At 25.6% G+C, this 19,916-nt stretch carries 19 protein-coding genes; all 19 read right to left on the reverse strand.

Going from position 1 to position 19,916, the window contains the following annotated elements; genetic code table 11:
• Positions 1–142: 142 nt before the first annotated feature.
• The 19 genes from asnS to IBJ83_RS07710 all read right to left on the reverse strand — a co-directional run bounded on the left by asnS (position 143) and on the right by IBJ83_RS07710 (position 19,630).
• Positions 143–1,528: an asparagine--tRNA ligase gene (gene asnS, locus IBJ83_RS07620; RefSeq protein WP_201275983.1), complete on the reverse strand. Its 1,386-nt coding sequence runs from the start codon at positions 1,526–1,528 to the stop codon at positions 143–145.
• A 1-nt stretch (position 1,529) separates the two neighbouring features.
• Complete coding sequence (locus IBJ83_RS07625) at positions 1,530–2,816, reverse strand: replication-associated recombination protein A (protein ID WP_201275984.1); 1,287 nt, start codon at positions 2,814–2,816, stop codon at positions 1,530–1,532.
• A gap of 54 nt (positions 2,817–2,870) precedes the next feature.
• A complete protein-coding gene (gene rplS / locus IBJ83_RS07630; RefSeq protein WP_068472394.1) occupies positions 2,871–3,218 on the reverse strand; it encodes a 50S ribosomal protein L19 in 348 nt (115 codons plus the stop codon).
• A 57-nt stretch (positions 3,219–3,275) separates the two neighbouring features.
• Positions 3,276–3,968, reverse strand: coding sequence for a tRNA (guanosine(37)-N1)-methyltransferase TrmD (gene trmD / locus IBJ83_RS07635; protein ID WP_231698911.1), 693 nt, complete (start codon positions 3,966–3,968; stop codon positions 3,276–3,278).
• The gene (rimM, locus tag IBJ83_RS07640; RefSeq protein WP_201275985.1) at positions 3,961–4,461 is read right to left on the reverse strand and encodes a ribosome maturation factor RimM; all 501 of its coding nucleotides are present in this window, start codon (positions 4,459–4,461) and stop codon (positions 3,961–3,963) included. Before rimM ends, trmD begins: the two co-directional genes overlap by 8 nt.
• Positions 4,462–4,465: 4 nt before the next feature.
• A complete protein-coding gene (locus tag IBJ83_RS07645) occupies positions 4,466–4,693 on the reverse strand; it encodes a KH domain-containing protein (RefSeq protein WP_068472397.1) in 228 nt (75 codons plus the stop codon).
• A gap of 11 nt (positions 4,694–4,704) precedes the next feature.
• Positions 4,705–4,959: a 30S ribosomal protein S16 gene (rpsP, locus tag IBJ83_RS07650; protein ID WP_004833375.1), complete on the reverse strand. Its 255-nt coding sequence runs from the start codon at positions 4,957–4,959 to the stop codon at positions 4,705–4,707.
• A gap of 17 nt (positions 4,960–4,976) precedes the next feature.
• Complete coding sequence (gene ffh / locus IBJ83_RS07655; protein WP_068472399.1) at positions 4,977–6,320, reverse strand: signal recognition particle protein; 1,344 nt, start codon at positions 6,318–6,320, stop codon at positions 4,977–4,979.
• 12 nt (positions 6,321–6,332) lie between these two features.
• Positions 6,333–6,686 (reverse strand): YlxM family DNA-binding protein, encoded by a 354-nt coding sequence (gene ylxM / locus IBJ83_RS07660; protein WP_201275986.1) that lies wholly within the window; start codon positions 6,684–6,686, stop codon positions 6,333–6,335.
• A 99-nt stretch (positions 6,687–6,785) separates the two neighbouring features.
• Positions 6,786–7,670 carry an ADP-ribosylglycohydrolase family protein gene (locus tag IBJ83_RS07665; protein ID WP_201275987.1) on the reverse strand — a complete coding sequence of 295 codons (885 nt, stop codon included), beginning with the start codon at positions 7,668–7,670 and terminating at the stop codon, positions 6,786–6,788.
• Between the two features lie 112 nt (positions 7,671–7,782).
• Entirely contained in the window at positions 7,783–8,763 is a 981-nt protein-coding gene (ftsY, locus tag IBJ83_RS07670) for a signal recognition particle-docking protein FtsY (protein WP_201275988.1), read from the reverse strand.
• A 1-nt stretch (position 8,764) separates the two neighbouring features.
• The gene (gene smc / locus IBJ83_RS07675) at positions 8,765–12,298 is read right to left on the reverse strand and encodes a chromosome segregation protein SMC (RefSeq protein ID WP_201275989.1); all 3,534 of its coding nucleotides are present in this window, start codon (positions 12,296–12,298) and stop codon (positions 8,765–8,767) included.
• Positions 12,288–13,367, reverse strand: coding sequence for an elongator complex protein 3 (locus IBJ83_RS08585; protein WP_201275990.1), 1,080 nt, complete (start codon positions 13,365–13,367; stop codon positions 12,288–12,290). Before IBJ83_RS08585 ends, smc begins: the two co-directional genes overlap by 11 nt.
• Entirely contained in the window at positions 13,360–14,076 is a 717-nt protein-coding gene (gene rnc / locus IBJ83_RS07685; protein WP_068472417.1) for a ribonuclease III, read from the reverse strand. The genes IBJ83_RS08585 and rnc overlap by 8 nt, the downstream gene beginning before the upstream one ends.
• Positions 14,077–14,087: 11 nt before the next feature.
• A complete protein-coding gene (locus tag IBJ83_RS07690; protein WP_068472419.1) occupies positions 14,088–14,309 on the reverse strand; it encodes an acyl carrier protein in 222 nt (73 codons plus the stop codon).
• Complete coding sequence (plsX, locus tag IBJ83_RS07695) at positions 14,309–15,304, reverse strand: phosphate acyltransferase PlsX (RefSeq protein ID WP_201275991.1); 996 nt, start codon at positions 15,302–15,304, stop codon at positions 14,309–14,311. The genes IBJ83_RS07690 and plsX overlap by 1 nt, the downstream gene beginning before the upstream one ends.
• A 47-nt stretch (positions 15,305–15,351) precedes the next feature.
• Positions 15,352–16,689 carry an MATE family efflux transporter gene (locus tag IBJ83_RS07700; protein WP_068472423.1) on the reverse strand — a complete coding sequence of 446 codons (1,338 nt, stop codon included), beginning with the start codon at positions 16,687–16,689 and terminating at the stop codon, positions 15,352–15,354.
• 70 nt (positions 16,690–16,759) lie between these two features.
• Positions 16,760–18,577 carry an aminotransferase class I/II-fold pyridoxal phosphate-dependent enzyme gene (locus tag IBJ83_RS07705; RefSeq protein ID WP_201275992.1) on the reverse strand — a complete coding sequence of 606 codons (1,818 nt, stop codon included), beginning with the start codon at positions 18,575–18,577 and terminating at the stop codon, positions 16,760–16,762.
• A 9-nt stretch (positions 18,578–18,586) separates the two neighbouring features.
• Positions 18,587–19,630, reverse strand: a complete 1,044-nt coding sequence (locus IBJ83_RS07710; protein ID WP_201275993.1) for a DUF1015 family protein — start codon at positions 19,628–19,630, stop codon at positions 18,587–18,589.
• Positions 19,631–19,916: the final 286 nt, after the last annotated feature.

The following is a 19,916-nucleotide window of genomic DNA, read 5'->3' on the forward strand; positions in this document are numbered from 1 at the left end:
ATCCTAAAAAAATATTCAATTACAAAACGCCTAGAGAATTATTTTTATGTGGCTAATTTATTCTTGCAATTTAGTATATTTTATTACTTAATATAAAAAAATGAGATGCTAATAAACATCTCATTTAAATATTTTTATTAAATTAAAATTCACATAGACCAACAGTTCTTGGGAAAGGTAATACATCTCTTATATTTTGCATTCCTGTTAAGTACATTAACATTCTTTCAAATCCTAATCCATATCCACCATGTTTAGTTCCACCAAATCTTCTTAAATCTAAATACCAAGAATAATCTTCTATATTCATATTAGAATCTTTCATTTTTTGCTCTAAAATTTCAAGCCTTTCTTCTCTTTGACTTCCTCCGATTAATTCCCCAATTCCTGGGACTAACATATCTGTTGCAGCAACAGTTTTATTATCATCATTAAGTCTCATATAAAATGCTTTTATCTCTTTTGGATAATCAGTTAAGAATACAGGACCTTTTACAACTTTTTCACAGATATATCTTTCATGTTCTGTTTTTAAATCCATTCCCCATTCAACAGGGTATTTGAATTTTTCTTTTGAAGATTTTAAAATTTCAACAGCTTCAGTATAAGTCATAACCTTAAATTCAGAATTTACAACAGCATTTAATCTTTCAAGTAATTCTTTATCAATAAAGTCATTGAAAAATTTCATTTCATCTGGTGCATTTTCTAAAACAAATTTTATTATATATTTTACCATATCTTCTGATAATTTTATTACATCATTCAAATCAGCAAATGCAATTTCAGGTTCAATCATCCAAAATTCAGCAGCATGTCTAGTAGTGTTTGAATTTTCAGCTCTAAAAGTTGGACCAAAAGTATAAATATTTCTATATGCCATAGCAAATGCTTCGCCTTGTAATTGACCACTAACTGTTAAATTAGTAGGTTTAGAGAAAAAGTCTTCTGTAAAGTCAATTTCTCCACTTTCAGTTCTTGGAATATTGTTTATATCTAAAGTTGTAACTCTAAACATTTCTCCAGCGCCTTCTGCATCACTTGAAGTTATGATTGGAGTATGAGCATAAACAAATCCTCTTTCATAGAAAAATTTATGAATTGCATAACTAAGCACTGACCTAACTCTATAAACAGCATTAAATGTATTCGTTCTTGGCCTTAAATGTTGAATTGTTCTTAAGAATTCAAATGTATGTCTTTTCTTTTGAAGAGGATATTTTTCATTAGATTCTCCCTCAACAACTATTTCAGATGCATTTATTTCAAAACTTTGTTTTGCTCCTGTACTTTCAACCACTTTTCCTCTAACAATTATTGCTGACGGCAATAGCAATTTTGAAACATTTTGAAAATTATCTAATTTTGACTCAACTACAATTTGAACACTTTTAAATGTAGTTCCATCATTAAGTTCAATAAAACCTATATTATTATTGAAACGACTATTCTTAATCCAACCTGCCACTTCAACTTCTTTGTTAATAAAATCTTTTTCATTTGCAAAAATATCTTTTAATAAAAACATACTATTCCTCCTTTAATTTATCAATAAAATTTTTTTCATATCCAATATTTTTAGGATTATAAAATTTTAAATTTTTAACTTTTTCAGGTAAATATTCTTGACCTGTATGCATATTTTCGTAATCATGAGGATATTTATATTCCTCATTTTTCTTTGAAATAGTTCTACCACTTTTTAAAAAATCAGGAACTTCTTCAAGTCCATTTTCTCTAATATATTTTAACGCCTCATTTATAGCAATATATGACCTATTACTTTTTTCACTACAAGCAAGATATATTGCGCATTGCGATAAGATTATCCTAGCCTCAGGCATACCAATTTTTCTAACAGATTCAGCACAAGCATTAGCTAAAACAAGTGCATCTGGATTTGCATTTCCTATATCTTCTGATGCAAAAATAATCATTCTTCTTGCAATAAAATTTATATCTTCTCCAGCAATTAACATAGATGCCAAATAATAAACAACGGCATCAGCATCACCAACTCTCATAGACTTTATAAATGCAGATATAAAATTATAATGTTTATCCGAATTTTTATCATAATAAACTTTGACTTTATCAAATATAGTTTTTATTACATCTTCAGAAATAACTTTTTTATCTTCTTCAATATTGTCAACAATGAGCTCTAAATAATTCAAAGCAGTCCTTGCATCTCCATTTGACATTTTTATTAAATAATTAATACCATCTTCTGTATAAGATATTGTTTTATTTTTTAATAATTCATCATTTAAAATAGCATTATCAATTATATTTTTTAATTCATCAAATGCGAGAGTTTTTAGTTCAAAAACTATAACCCTTGATAATAAAGCACTATTAACTTCATAAGCAGGATTTTCCGTAGTAGCCCCTATGAAAATTATATCTCCATTTTCAACATATTCAAGTAAAAAATCTTGTTGCATTTTATTAAATCTATGTATCTCATCTATAAATAATATGGTCTTTTTATTATACATTGATAAGTTATCTTTTGCAAGCTCAACAATATCTTTTACTTCTTTAGTTCCAGAAGTAACTGCAGAAATCTTAACAAAAAAATTATCAGTACTATGAGAAATAATATTTGCAAGAGAAGTTTTACCACTTCCAGGTGGTCCATAAAGTATCATTGATGCAAATTTATTATTTTTAATCATATTTTTTAGCACAGAATTATTTTTTATTATATTATCTTGTCCAACAAAGCTAGATAAATTTTCAGGCCTCATTCTTTCAGCTAATGGCTTTGATGATTTAGAAAATAAATTGTAATTCATTTTAAATAAATCCATATTTTCCTCATTTCTATAAAATTAGTACCTCGAAAAAATCGAGGTACTTAAATTTTAGTATTTCTTTAATTCTTTAACTTTAGCAGCTTTACCCACTCTATCTCTTAAGTAGTATAATTTCGCACGTCTTACTTTACCACGTCTAACTACCTTTAAGCTTTCAATTCTTGGTGAATGAATTGGGAAAGTTCTTTCAACTCCAACTCCTTGTAATACTCTTCTTACTGTAAAAGTTGCTCTTGAACCTTTACCTTGAATCTTAATTACTGTTCCTTCAAAAGCTTGAACTCTTTCTCTATTACCTTCTTTGATTTTATATCCGATAACAACAGTATCACCAACATTGAAATCAAATTTTTCTTGTCTTAATTGTTCGTTTTCAATTTGTTTTATTATATCCACAACGATTCCTCCTAATATCAATGCTCTTAAATTTCTATCTAAAATCAGAGGAGCACCCTATTCTTTCTTCAAAATATATTTTTCATATAAGTCAGGTCTTTTTTTCTTAGTATTTTCTAATGAAGACTTTTCTCTCCATTTTTCAATTTCTTTATGATTCCCACTAAGCAAAACTTCTGGAACTTTTAATCCATTGAAATCTCTAGGCCTTGTAAAAACATCATATTGTAACAATGAATTATAATGAGAGTCAGTAGGTGCACTTTCAGAATTTCCCAATACTCCATCAACCATTCTACAAATAGCATCCATAAGTAACATAGCAGGAATTTCACCACCAGTTACAACATAATCCCCCACAGAAATTTCTTCATCCACAAAATTGTTTATAATTCTAGAGTCAATGCCTTCATAATGTCCACATAAAAATATTAAATGTTCATTTTTAGATAATTCTTTACATTTATTTTGTGTTAAAACTTCTCCTTGTGGAGAAAGAAACAAAACTTTTGAATTATCTTTTTTACTGAAATTTATAGCATCAAAAACCGGTTGAACAGCCATAAGCATACCAGCACCACCACCATAAATTTCATCATCAACTTTATTATGTTTATCTTTAGAAAAATCTCTTATATTTAAAACTTCAAGTTCAATAATACCTTTTTCAATGGCTTTTCCTAAAACACCATAATTTCTAATCGAATCAATAAATTCCGGAAATAAAGTTAAAATTGTAATTTTAATCATCTAATATACCATCTATTGTATTTACTTTTATTATAGAGTTTTCCATATCAACTTTTTTTACAAATTCTTTAACAGCTGGAATATAAACACTTTTTCCATTATAATCAACATCATACACATCATTAGCTAATGTAGTTAAGACATCTTTTATTTTGCCAATAAACTTATCATCTTGATTGTAAACATCCATTCCTATGAGTTTATATATATAAAACTCATTGTCTGGAAGTTCTAATAAATCACTTTCTTCAACGAAAAGTCCTTTATTTTTGAATTCTAAAACTTGATTAATATTGTCATACTCATTAAAAGTTAATAAAGCCAGTTCAGAACTTAATTCTCTAACAGATTTTATAGTAACTGCTATTTTCTTATCAATATAAAATTTACAATCAGCTTTAAATCTTTCTATATTGGAAGTTAATGAATATATTTTTACAGTCCCTTTTATTCCGTGAACATTTATAATTTTAGCTACTTCTATAAATTCCATAATACTAATTTATTTCTACTATTACCTTTTTACCTAACTTCATAGCAGAAGACCTAACTATTGTTCTTATAGCCTTAGCAATTTTTCCTTGCTTTCCTATAATTTTACCAATATCATTTTCGTCTGCTTTAATAAAAATCTTTACTAAATCTCCTTCTTCCTCAGTTGTAATAACTAAATTATCAGGATTATCAACTAAAGACTTTACTATAAATTCAACTAATTCTTTCATAGATATAATCCTTATTTATTTTCAGAATATATGTTATTGTTTTTAAACAATCTATTTACAGTATCAGTTGGTTTTGCTCCGTTTTTAATCCAAGCATTTACCTTTTCAGCATCAACCTTAATTTCCTTTGATTCTGTTAATGGATTATAATATCCAATTTCTTCGATAAATTTACCATCTCTTGGTGCTCTTGAATCGGCAACAACTATTCTATAAAATGGTTTTTTCTTTGAACCCATTCTTTTTAATCTAATTTTAACTGCCATATTGTCCTCCTTAAAATTTATTTAAAAAAAGGTAAACCAAATTTCCCTTTTTTCTTAGCTCCTTTAGTCATTTCTTGCATTTTTTTCATCATCTTTTTACTATCTTTAAATTGCTTAATCAATTTATTAAGATTTGTAATACTTGTACCAGAACCTTTAACAATTCTTTGCTTTCTTGAATTATCAAGAATATCTGGATTTTCTCTTTCTTTTTTTGTCATTGATAAAATCATAGCTTCAATTTTATCAAGTTCTTTTTCATCAACATTTACATCTTTTAACATTTTAGAATTAACACCCGGCATCATCGCAAGTAAATCTTGTAATGGACCCATATTTCTAACTTGCCTCATCTGAGTTAAAAAATCATCTAATGTAAAACTTTGTTTTCTAATTTTTTCTTCAAGCTCTTTAGTTTGCTTTAAATCAAATTGCTTTTGAACTTTATCTATCATAGATAAAATATCGCCCATTCCTAAAATTCTTGATGCCATTCTATCAGGATAAAATTGTTCTAAATCATCCAACTTTTCTCCAACACCAATAAATTTAATAGGTTTGTTAGTAATTGCTTTTATAGATAAAGCAGCTCCACCTCTAGCATCACCATCTAACTTAGTCATTATTACACCGGTGATATTTAATTCGTTGTTAAAACTTTCTGCAACATTAACTGCATCTTGTCCTGTCATAGAATCTACTACCAACAGAATTTCAATAGGTTTAACTGAATCTTTTATAGCCTTCAATTCATCCATTAAAACGTCATCTATATGCAATCTACCAGCTGTGTCTAATATAACTATATCTTTAGAATTAGAATTTGCAAATTTTATAGATTCATTAGCTATTTTAGTAACATCTTTGCAATCATCAATAGTAAATACTGGAACATCAACTGATTTTCCAACTACCTGTAATTGCTTTATAGCCGCAGGTCTGTAAACATCACATGCTACTAGTAACGGTCTTTTATTTTGCTTTAAAAAATACTTAGCAAGTTTTCCTGCATGTGTAGTTTTACCAGCACCTTGTAATCCACAAAGCATAATAATAGTTGGAGGATTAGAATCAATTTGAATTTTTTCTTCCTTTTTCCCCATAAGAGCAGTAAGTTCTTCATTTACTATCTTAATAACTTGTTGTGCCGGAGTCAAACTCTCCATTACTTCCTTACCAATAGCTCTTTCTTTTACATTATTTATGAATTGTTTTACAACCTTAAAATTTACATCTGATTCTAAAAGTGCAAGTTTAACTTCTCTCATAGCAAGATCTACATCTTTTTCGGATAATTTTCCCTTGCCTCTTAACTTATTTAAAGCTCCTTGAAGTTTTTCAGATAAATTCTCAAATATCATTCCTATCACTTCCTATAAATCATTTTCGATAATTTCATTATTTTTCTTTTGAATAATATCAAGAATATTAGACAAATCAGAATTTTTATTTTTAGAATCCTCAATTAACTTATTAATTTCTCTTAAATTAGAATTTATTTTTTCAAATTTAGAAATTAATTTTAACTCATCTTCATAAAACTTTAATTTTTTTTCTGCTCTGCTTAAAATATCTGATATACCTTGTTTAGAAATTCCATTTAATTCAGCAATTTCTCTAAGAGATAAATCTTCATTACAATGTTGGTCAACAACATTATATTGCTTATCGCTAAGAAGTTTACCATAATAATCAAATAGAACTGCTATCTCAACTATTTTTTCCATAATCACCTCTTAAATGGGTCAAGTTTTTTTCTTGACCTTATTATTATACCATTAAATACATATTTGTCAATAGTTTTTTAAAATTTTTTATCCTATAATTTACATATTTAATCTTTCAAAACATTTAGTACATAAACTTTTTATCCACTCTTTTCTAGCAATATTATTTACCCATTCTTTTGGAATTCCATTTTCACTATTTCTTCCGTAATATATTCCTGCTAATCCTCCAACAATAGCAGAAATAGTATCAGTATCTTCTCCTAAATTAACAGCTGTTAAGACACATTCTTTATAGCTTGTAGTATTAATTAAACACCAAATCACAGCTTCTAAAGTGTTTATTACATATCCACTGCTTTTTATATCATTAAGTTTTAAATCTTCAATATTTTTTAACCTTTCAAGTTCGGGAATATTTATATATTCAAAAGAATCTTTTATTGATGTAATAATATCTAAACCATTTATTAAATTTTTTGCAATATTTATGTAAACTATACAAGCATTACAAGAAATTTTATTTGCATGAGTTATACTGGAAACAGAAATAATATCTTCAGTTTTACATTCTAAAAATGCTAAAGGTAGTATGCGCATTAGCGAACCATTACCATTAGAATAAAAATCATCAAGCCCACATTTTTTAACAGATATTTTTTCTTTATAATATCTATCTAATGCAATTTTAGTTGTACTTCCAACATCAAAAACTTCTCCATAAGGTGTAAATTCTCCATAGTATAACCATTTGATAAAATTATTGGCTATATCTTCTATATCAACTTTCCCTAATCTCGATATGCTTTCAATCGTAGCTAAAGTCATAGAGCTATCATCAGACCAACTTCCTTTAGGTTGATTATATGTACCATATCCAACCATATCTGTACATTCAAAACTATTTCTATCTTTAAATTCATAAGGAACACCTAATGCATCTCCTATAACAAGCCCTATTATTGCATCATATATTTTATTCATATTATTTCCTCCAAAATGCAAAATTATACTACAATTCTATCACTATATTTATAAATAAACAACAAAATTTTTCAAAAAAAATTAACGTATATTTCAACGTTAATTTTAAAAACTATCTAAAAATTGCATTTACAAAATCTTCATCATTATAATCTTGTAAATCATCTATTTGTTCACCGATACCAATTTGTTTTACAGGGATTCCCATTTCAAGTTGAATTGCAAAAACAACTCCACCCTTTGCTGTCCCATCTAATTTAGTAAGTATTACACCGTCAATATTTGCCGTATCTCTAAATTCTTTTGCTTGAACAATGGCATTTTGTCCAGTTGTAGCATCGAGAACAAGAGTGACTTCTTTATTAGCATTAGAAAATTCTCTATCTATTACTCTAGTAATTTTATTTAATTCATTCATCAAATTCTTTTTGTTATGAAGTCTGCCTGCAGTATCGCAAATCAACACGTCTATATTTTTACTTTTTGCGCTTTGAATTCCATCAAAAACCACTGATGCAGGGTCAGCACCTTCTTCATTTGAAACAATAGGAACTCCTGCTCTATTTGCCCATTCAGTTAGTTGTTCAGTAGCAGCAGCCCTAAAAGTATCCGCCGCAACCAGCATAACATTTTTTCCTTTTGATTTGAATTTATTTGCAAGTTTTCCAATAGAAGTTGTTTTCCCAACTCCATTAACTCCAACTACAAGTATAATTGTAGGAATACCTTCTACTATATTGAAATTATGATTTAATTCCTTTTCTGATAATTTTATATTCATCAGTTCAATTAATTTTTCCTTTATTTGAACTGGCTCAGTCATTCTTTCACTTCTTACAATATCTTTTAAATCATCAATTAGTTCCATAGTTACATTAGCACCAATGTCTGCTGAAACTAAAATATATTCTAATTCTTCAAATAAATCCTCGTCAATTTTAGTTGACATAGATAGTAACTTATCAATTTTACTAGACAAATTATTTCTAGTATTAGTCAATCCATTTTTTAATCTTTCAAAGAAACCTTGTTTTTTTTCAACAATTTCTTCATTTGTATTTTCTTCTTTTTTACTTCCAAAAAAATTAAACATACTATTCTCCCTCATTAAATGTCATAGAAACAATTTTACTAATACCTTTTTGCTCCATAGTTACTCCATAAATCATATCTGCCATTTCCATAGTAGGCTTTCTATGAGTTATCATTATAAATTGAGTTTCAGTTAAGAAGTTTTTCAAATATTCAACATATCTTAAAATATTTGAATCATCTAGTGCAGCATCAACTTCGTCTAAAATACAGAAAGGAGATGGCCTTGTTTCAAAGATTGCAAATAATAATGCTACTGCTGTCAATGATTTTTCTCCACCAGACATTAAAGATAATGTCTGCATTTTTTTACCAACCGGTTTTGCAATAATATCTATTCCACAATTTAAAATATCATCACTATCAAGCTCAAGTCTTGCCTCTCCTCCGTTGAAAAGAATTTTAAAAATATTAGAAAACTTTTCATTAATATTTTTAAATTCATCAACGAAAGTTTTTTTCATTGTATTTTCTAATTTTAATATAATTTTATTTATATCTTCAATAGAATTTTGCAAATCAATTTCTTGACTCTTTTGAAATTCCAACTCAGTTTTAACTTTTTCAAATTCTTCTATTGAATCGTAACTAAAAGAGCCGAGTTCTCTTAAATTTTCTTTTAATTTCTTCAATTCATCTTTAGAAAAACACTCTTCTTTGTATAATTCCATCTTTTTCTCACATTCTTCTAAAGTTAAAGAATATTCCTCACAAAGTCTATTTATCAAAGAAGAAAATTGTTCCTTCAAATTAGAAATTCTTAATTCATTTTTTTCAATATCTTTTTCTAGAGTTAAAGATTTTTCATTTAATTCATTATATTTTTTTGAAACTTCTTCATTATCTGATACTAATTTTTTCTTTAAATCAGTATTATATACTATTGATTTTCTCAATTCATCAATACTGAAATCTAAATCTATAACTAATTTTTCTATATTGTCTATTTCAATTAAATTATTTTTGAATTGAGTTTCTAAATCTAATAACTCATTTTCTTTTAATTTTAATTTATCTTCAGTAGAAATCTTATTTTCTAATAAAATATTCTTTGAATTTAACAAAAGATTTATATCTCTTTCAACTGAATCTAAATTATTTATAACGACAATTTCTTCTTTTTCTAATTTTGAAATAGAATCTTTAATTTCATTAATTTCTGAATTTATTTTATTTATTTCATTAGCTATAAAAATATTTTTTTCAACAAATGAATCCAATTCTTTTTCTTTATCTAAATTAAATTCCTTATGATTTTCCTTATAATTATTTATTTCATCAATTTTATCTAAAATATTTTTTATATCAAACTCATTTTTATAAATTAATTTTTGCAAGGAATCAATTTTTAAGTTAGTATCATCTTTTTCATTTTTTAAATTAATCAACTTTTCTTTACTTGAATTAGCATTTAACTTTATCTTAGAAATTTTATTTGAGTTTTCACTTAAAATATTTTCTAAATTTTTAATTTCAGATAAAGTCTGTTCTAATTGTTTTTTTCTTCCAATTACAGAAAAAGAATTTTTATTTGACTTATATCCACCGGAAATAGAACCCCAACTATTTATAACATCACCATCTAATGTAACAATTCTAAATTTATTTTTATATTTATTGGATAATTTTAATGCAATATCTAAATTTTCACATATAACAGTGTTAGACAAAAAATAATTGACAATATTTCTATATTCATCATCGCAAGTTATTATTTCATTTGCAAAAGATAATATATAGTCATCAGTTATATTTCCATGTTCTCTTTTAGAAAATATTTTTGAAATTGGAAAAAAATTAAGTCTGCCAATCTTATTAAGCTTTATTTTTTCTATTATTTTTTTTGCTTCTAAATCATCATGAACCACAATTCCCTGAAGATTTGAAGATAGAACTGTATCTATTGCTTTTTTATACTTTTCATCAACAGAAATAAGCTCTCCAAGAGTTCCACAAATCATTTTCTTTAATTCAATTTCTTTATCACAAAGTTTAAATAAATCTTGAACAGATTTACCATATCCCTCATAATTTCTAATATAATTTTTTAACATAGCAACTTCTTTACTTTTATAAGAAATTTCATTGTTTGCATTAGAATTTTGACTGTTTAAAAAATTATATTCTGTTTCTAAATCATTTAAAAAGGATTCAGTTTTTGAAATATCTAAAGTTATATTTTCAACTTTTTGAATATTAGATTCCAAAAGAAATTTATTTTCAGATAATATTTTTTCAAGTTCTTCTTTTTCTGTATTAAGTTTAAAAACTTCTTCGATATTTTCTTCTATTTTCTTTTGTATATTATCTTTTATAATTTCATTTGCTCTTTTTTCAGTTTCTAAATCATTTATATTATTTTCAATTTCAGATTTTTCTAAAGACAATTTATCCAAAACTTCATTTTTGGAGCTCAATAACTCTCTATTTTTAGTAAGTTCATCTTTAACTTTATTTTTATCAAAAATATATTGCTTTAAAATTAATTCCTTTCCTGAAATATCTTTTTCTTTTTCTGAAATTTCAGAATTTATTTTTTCTAAACTTTCAGTATATTCTTTTTTAAAATTTAATGACTGCTCATTATTTAATTTTATAAATTTATTTCTTTCAAGCAAAATATCTTTTTTACTCTTGATTTCGTTTTTTTTATTTGAAATTTTATTTAAATCAGTAGAATTTATTTCAACTAAATCTGTAATCTTATCAAGTTCTTCCTTAAGTGGAGCAATTTTTAATTTTACGGTTTCAAATTCTTTATTTATATCAAATAATTCTTCCTTGTTTATTTCTAAAGTTTCTGAAATTTTATTAAAATTCACACTTAAATTATTATAATCTTTATATGAATTTGAAAATTCTGCCTTTTCAATATTTTCTAAAAGAGCAATACCTCTTTTAGCCTTATCTGATTGTCTCTTTAAAAAGTCAAATCTCTGCTCATTTTGTATAATTATATCTCTAAGCCTAGTTAAATTATCTTTTGCTTTAAATAATTTTTTTTGAGATTCATTTTTTTGATATTTAATTTTAGAAATACCTGATGCTTCTTCAAAAATAACACGTCTATCTTCTGACTTTCCGTTAATAATTTCTTCAATTCTACCTTGCCCGATTATAGAATATCCCTCTCTACCTATCCCTGTATCTAAAAACAATTCCTTAACTTCTTTTAATCTTACGGTAGATTTATTTATAAAATATTCGCTTTCACCAGTTCTATATAATTTTCTAGAAATAGTTACCTCTTTAAAATCAATAGGTATCATATTATCTGAATTATCAAAAGTTATACTTACAGTCGAATAATTTTTTCTAACCTTATTATCTGTACCAGAAAAAATAACATCTTCCATCTTACTACCTCTAAGAGTTTTAGCACTCTGTTCTCCCAAAACCCATCTAACAGCATCTGCAACATTGCTTTTTCCACTACCATTAGGCCCTATTATAGCTGTAATATTTGTCTCAAAATCTAACTTTATTTTATCAGCAAATGATTTAAAACCATTTATTTCAATACTTTTAAGTCTCATTAACTCTCCTCAAAATATCTTTTTCAAAAATATAATTAACAAAATCATTCATATATATTATATTTCCATTTAATTTTAAAATATTTTTATCTAAAATATGTGTTTTTGTTTTTATATTCATATTATACTTTTCTTTAAAATATTTTAAATTTAATTTTTTGTTTCCCACAATCTTTGAAACTTCAGAATTATTACATTCAATAATTAAGTCATTTTTTATATTTAAAATATTCATATAATATTCTATAAAATCTTTATAAATAGAACTTTCAACAAGTTCCCTAAAAGCTGGATGATAAGGTCCGGCAACAACATCTCCATCTTCAGAAATATTATCACTACTTTGTAACCCTAATCTTATTATAGGAATGTTATAATATTCAAATAATATATAAACATATTTACATAAATAAATAGAATCTTCAAGACTCATAGGTATATATTTTTTCATATAATAAAGTCTTTCCAATTCTGTATCTTTTATGGTTAATGTAGGATATACTCTTACAAAGTCAGGATTTATTTTAGATAATTTAAAAGCAGTATTCAATACAGTTTCAAAAGTATCACCATAAAGTCCTACCATCATTTGTAATCCTAAATTAATACCATATTCTTTTATTAATGAAGATGCCTCATATACACAATCTACATTATGTCCCCTATTATTTAAATCTAAAGTGCTTTGAGTCATAGACTGAATTCCCAGCTCAATAGTTTTCACATTGTATTTTACCAAAACTTCCAAAATTTCTTTGTTTATATAATCAGGTCTAGTTGATAATCTTATAGAATTGACAAGTCCCTTATTTATATAATCTTTTGCTATGGATAAATAACTAATCATTAAATTTATATCCAATCCGGTAAAACTTCCACCATAAAAAGCAATTTCAATTGGAATATTTTTATTTTTAAAATAAGAAATATATTTTTCTATATTTTTACGCATATCTATTTCATCAAGAGCATCAATAAAATTTGTTATTTTTCTTTGATTACAAAAAATACAATCATGAGGGCAACCTAAATGTGGAACAAAAATTGGAATTATATTACATTTATTCACTTATCGCTCCCGATTTTACAAGTGCATCTCTAGCAGCATTTTGTTCTGCCTGTTTTTTATTTTTACCAGTACCATAACCCATTACTTTATCATCAATATTTACACACATATCAAATTCCTTATTATGGTCAGGGCCTCTTTCTGCTACAAGATTATAAACTATTTTAGTTGTTGAATTTTTATGAAAATATTCTTGTAAATAACTTTTATAATCTTTTATAAAAATATTTTTATTTATCTTATAAACTACTGTATCAAAAAAATGTTTATTAGCTATTTCAGTAACTATGTCCATTCCTCCATCAAGATACAAAGCGCCAAAAAGCGCCTCAAAAGTATCAGCTAAGATACTATTTCTATCTCTACCACCAAAATTATCTTCTCCTTTTCCTAACAGAAGATATTTTCCTAAATCAAATGTTCTAGCAGCATAAGAAAAAGATTCTTCACAAACAATCTTACTTCTAATTTTTGTTAAATATCCCTCATCTGAATCCGAAAACTGACTATATAGTTCAACACTAACTACAAAACCTAATATAACATCTCCCAAAAATTCTAATCTTTCATTAGAAATCTTAGCCTCTTTACATTCATTCAAGTATGACCTATGAACAAATGCTAAATTTAACAATTCTAAATCCTTAAATTTATAGCCAAGAGTTTGCATTAATTCGTTTAATAATTCTTCTCTTTCTTTAGTAATCATAAAATTACCTCTTAAATATTTTTTTCTATATATTCTACTAAATCTCTTACAGTTACCATTGAACGAATAGTTTCTTCATCTAATTCAAGATTATATTCATCTTCAATGTCCATAACAACACTTAAAATTTTTATAGAATCAGCTTGTAAATCTTCTATAAATTTAGTATCTAATTCTATTTCTTTTCCTTTAAACGAATTTTGTAAAAATTCTTTAACTTTTTCAAAAACCATTAGTTTTCTCCTTTCTCAATTTGTTTTTCAATCTTAGAATTTATATCTTTATTTATATAATCACACATAGAAATAATCCCTGAAACAACAGCTTTTTCATCACTACTTCCATGGCCTTTAAATACTACCTTTTTTAATCCTAACATAGGGCAAGCTCCATACTCTTTATAATCAAGAGATTTTTTTAATTTTCTCATTGGTGATTTAATTAAAAGTGCTCCTATTTTCGCAGATAATGAAGACATTAAAGATTTCTTCATATTAGACATTATGAATTTTACAGAACCTTCAATAGTTTTTAAAAGTATATTCCCATGAAAACCATCACAAACTAAAACATCTATATTGCCATCAAAAATATCTCTTGATTCAATATTTCCAACAAAATTTATATTTTCATTTTCTAAAATAGAATAAGTTTCTTTTAAAATTTTTGTTCCCTTTCCATCTTCACTTCCAATATTCAATAAAGCTATTTTTGGATTTTCTTTATTCAAAGTTTCTTTAGCATAAATATTACCCATTATAGCAAATTGTTTTAAAATATCACTTGTACATTCAATATTAGCTCCGATATCAAGTAAAATCATCTTATCTTTATTTGTTGGTAATGTTATTGTTAATGCTGCTCTTTCTACATTTTCCATTCTTTTAACAATTAACAAACCGGAAACAAGCACAGCTCCTGTACTCCCAAAAGAAATTAATCCATCTGCATTTTCTTTATCTAAATATTTCATTGCCAAAACTATAGATGAATCTTTTTTTCTTCTAACTGCAAAAGTCGGTTCCTCTGTATTTAAAATATATTCTTCAGTATCTATAATTTCTAATCTACCTTCTAAATCTTCATCAATTTCAATTTTTTCTATTACTGATTTAGGTCCAACAACTACAAAAGATAAATCTTTAAGTAATTTACTTGTTTCCACTACTCCTCTAAATATAGTTTCTGCACCTCTATCAGAGCCTAATAAATCCACTACTATTTTCATAATTTCCTCCAATATTAATACATTTCAGTATATCATATTTATGTCTTTTATACAAATTTTTTCTTTTCATCTATATATACTTTATAGAAAAATGGAACTAATGGGATCAACGCAAAGACCCAAGCTAATGAATCTGAAAAACAAACTCCATAATATCCATAACTACTTGCTATCAATAATATAACTCCTACTCTTGCAAACAATTCAAAAAGTCCACCCAGCATAGATAAACCGGAGCGCCCAAATCCTTGTAATCCATTTCTATAAATAAATAATAAAGCTAAGCAAGGATAAAAATACATAACACAATTAAAATATATTGAAGATGATTTTTTCATCGTATTTGATGCTGTCGGAACAAAAACTTCTACAAAAAAATCTCCTAAAAAACTAATCAAAAATATTGCAAAAATACTAAATGCTATAGAAATAATTACAGAATAATTTATTCCTTTTCTTATTCTTTCGAAATCTTTAGCTCCAAAATTTTGTCCAACAAAATTAGCAACTGCAACACCCAATGCTATAAAAAGTTGCAAAACTATGCCTTGTATTTTCCCTGCAACTCCAAACCCTGCAATATACTCTGTACCATATTTATTTAACTCCATTTGTACAAACATTGTTCCAAAAGCAGTAATTGAGAATTGAAGTCCCATCGGAACACCTTGTTTTAACAATTCCAAAATTATTCTTTTATTTAGTTTAAAATCTTCTTTTGAAATTCTAAAAAATTCATATTTTTTTAATATATATGAAAACGAAATAATAACTGAAAATACTTGAGAAATTACAGTAGCAATAGCCGCTCCTTTTATATTAAGTTTCAAAAAATATACAAAAAGAATATCTAATACAATATTTAATATTGATGAAATCATTAAAAATACAAGTGGTGTTCTACTATTCCCTATAGCTCTTAATGTACTAGAACATAAATTATAAAACATTGTTGGTAAAATTCCAATATAAATAATGGATACATATATATAAGTTGAATTATATATGTTTTTTGGAGTGTTTATTAAACTTAATATTAAATTATTTGCTAATAGTAATATAACAATCATACACACAGCCAAAATTGAAGAAATCATTATTGACATTGCATAATATTTTTTTAATAATTCATATTTTTTTGCTCCAAAAACATGAGCAATTTTTATTCCAAAACCACTTGAAATTCCAACTAATAACCCTATAAACATAAATACTATTGGAGTGGTTACACTAATCGATGCAAGTGCATTTTCTCCATTTACATTTCCGACAATAAGTGAATCAATAATATTATAAAGTTGTTGAAATAAATTTCCTAAAAATATAAAGATAGTAAAACTTAAAATAGCTTTAAATATACTACCTTGAGTCATATCATTTTTCATACTTCTCCTATTAAAATATTAAAACACGCTACTCAAACGTGTTTTAATATTTTTTTACTGTATTTTATAATTATAATTTTTGAAAATAATCTTTCACTGCAAAAATAAAACTTTCATTATCTTCAATATTTCTTACAGCAACTCTTATAAATTCCCTATTTTCTAAATTAATTTTTGAAGTTAAGTCTTTAACAAAAATATTATAATCTTCTAACATTTTTGAACATAAATTTTTAGAAGTTCCTTTTTTCAATTCAATAGTAAAATAATTCGCTTGAGATGGAATAACTCTAAATTCTTCAATTTCATTTAATTCTTTTAAGAATATTCTTCTAGCATTTTTTATTTCTACTAAAGCATTAGCATAAACTTTTTTATATTTATCATATATTTGCAAATAATATTCTCCAAATGAGTTTATATTCCAAATAGAAACATCTTTTTTTATCATTGAAACTAACTCAGAATTTGAAGTTGCAACTACTCCAAGACGAATTCCAGGAACTCCATAAGATTTTGAAATACTTTTTACAACGATAAAATCTTTATATAACGCTAAAAATTCATCATTTAAGAAAGTTGGATTTTCTTCTTCAGCAAAATCAACAAAACTTTCATCTAAAATAAATTTTATACCATTACATTTAGCCCAATCAATTAAAGTGAAAATATCCTTTTTACATATATAATTTCCGGTTGGATTATCAGGATTTATAAGAACTAAAGCCTCAATATCTTTATCAGAATAAAATTCAATTATATCCTTAGCTGTATATGAAAAATTATCATGGTTTGGAACAAATACTATTGACTTTTCAGAGTTATGTCTATTAGGATATTCTTCAAAAGTCGGTCTGATAAATCCAATATTCCCTTCAATTTTTTCTATAACAGACTTGATGAGCTCAGCTGCCCCATTACCAACAACTATATTTTCTTTTTTTATATCAAAAATTTTAGCTACAAGTCTAGAATTAACATCAAGTCCTGAAGGATACTGTTCCAATAGAACTTTAAAATTATATTTTAATTCGTCTATCATTTTCTTAGGTGGGAAATATGGATTTACTAAATAACAAAAATCTAACAATTTAGGATATCTCCAATAACCTCCATATCTAACTTGATACTTAGAAAGTTTTTCATCTCCACTAGAAAAAATAGAAGAGGCAATATCTAAATCTTGCTCATCATCAATTTCATACCACTTAATATCATCTGAAATTACTTTTGCAAAAATATGGTTTTTACCTAAATCAATAATTGTCTTTAAAACAGCCTCATAATAATCATTTTTACCATTTGCACTCATATATGCTTCTAAAAACGGAAAATAAATATTTTTAGAAAATTCTTTAGAAAATTTATAAATATTTATAGTTTTAAAATATTTGTCAGCATCATCAAAATTAAATTCCTTACCCGGAATAAAATTTAAAATTTCTTCATTTTCATTTATTTTTAGACAAGTTCCATCCATCCAACATTCGTATTTTGCTACTAAAGCCAAATTTTCACGATTATCTTCTAGAAGTTCACTAATCATTTTATCATCAAAAATCAAATCGGATTCAAGTAAAATGCTATCTTCTTTTATCATCTCATCTTTTGCAAGATACATTGAGTAAATATTATTTGTTTTATCATAAATTTCATTATTTATAAAAGTTAATTTAGTATTTATGTTTAAAGACTTTATATAAGTAATAAAAAATTCACTCTTATATCCGGTAACAACAACGATATTTGAAAGAGATTTTGTATCTAAAATTCTAAGCATTCTTTCCATTAGAGAAATACCATTTACCTCTACCATAGATTTTGTATTGTTTTCTGTTAATTTTTTTAACCTACTGCCAAGACCGGCTGCTAATATAACTGCTTGCATTTTACACCTCTATCTATATTTTTTAAAAACTAAAAATGATGGAAATTTTGGAATAAAGAAAGTGGATTTTGGTGGTAAAACACAAACTTCATTAGCTAATTCCATAAATTCATCAGATTCTAGTGGACAAAGTTCAATTAAAACATCATTTTTTCCAAGATTTTTTTTAGCAAAATCTATATCAGTATCTCCAATATAATCAACATTAGAAAAATTTAAAATTCTAAACGCTGTTGAAATAATTTGAGTATTCATTCTAAAAACATCATTATTCCAGAACAAATCATTTTCTGTATCTTTTAATTTTACAATAAAAGAATCTCCTTGATAAGTTATTCTAACAAATCCTTTTTTAAGCTCAGCATCGTCAGAAACTTCTAAAAAACTATCCATAAATAACTTTGCTTTTTCAAAAGAAGTTGCATCAATATTTTTAATTACTCTATGAATTGGAGAAATTGTAACTTGTGAAAAACTTAAAAAACAAGAAAATACTGTTTTTTTATTCTTCAACATTGAAGATGTATATAATCTATGATGTCCATCTGCTACATACATTCTTTCAACATCAGAAAATTTATCTAAAATTTTCTTCGCTTCATCTCCGGAATAAACATATAAATCAATATTTTTAAAATGATATTCTTTTATATATTTCTTTTCTTCAATAATTTTTTTGTAATCAATTTCTTCCTTATGTGCAATAAAAACTGGTGCCGTTTCAGAATTATATATATGATAATTAGCAATCATGCCTTGAATAACATCAGGTAAAACAAGTTCGTGACACTTAATTTTCTCTGAAACATATTCTTCTATTGGTAAATCTGCAAGAATTCCATAAGAATCAAAATATTTAAAAACATAAATACAATCATTATTACTTTCTAACGGCTGAGCATTTAATTTTTGCTTACTGTTCTTTGAAAGAAATAAAGTGTCATTATCAAAACATATCTTTCCATCATTAATTTTTGCAAGATTAATGAAATCAGAATCATATAGATTTTGAGATATATTTATAAAACTATTTTTTAACGAATTTATTTTCATAAAACCTCCAAAACAAATTGAATTATAAATTAACAATAAAATATAATTCTTTTACAAAATTAATTTATAATTCAATTTTTCAAAAAAATTCCAACATAAGTATATCACAAATTACATTTTATATCTAGACAACAAAAAAAGATATTGACACATCATCAATATCTAATTAATTTCTTCTATTTAATTTTAAAGTTATATTCTAACTTTACTGTACATTTGTAAATGATGTGAGACCAAAAATTATAAAAAAACATAACCTGTATGTTAGAATTAAAGGAGAATTAAT

This window comes from Parvimonas parva (assembly GCF_016552165.1).
GTDB lineage: Bacteria > Bacillota > Clostridia > Tissierellales > Peptoniphilaceae > Parvimonas > Parvimonas parva.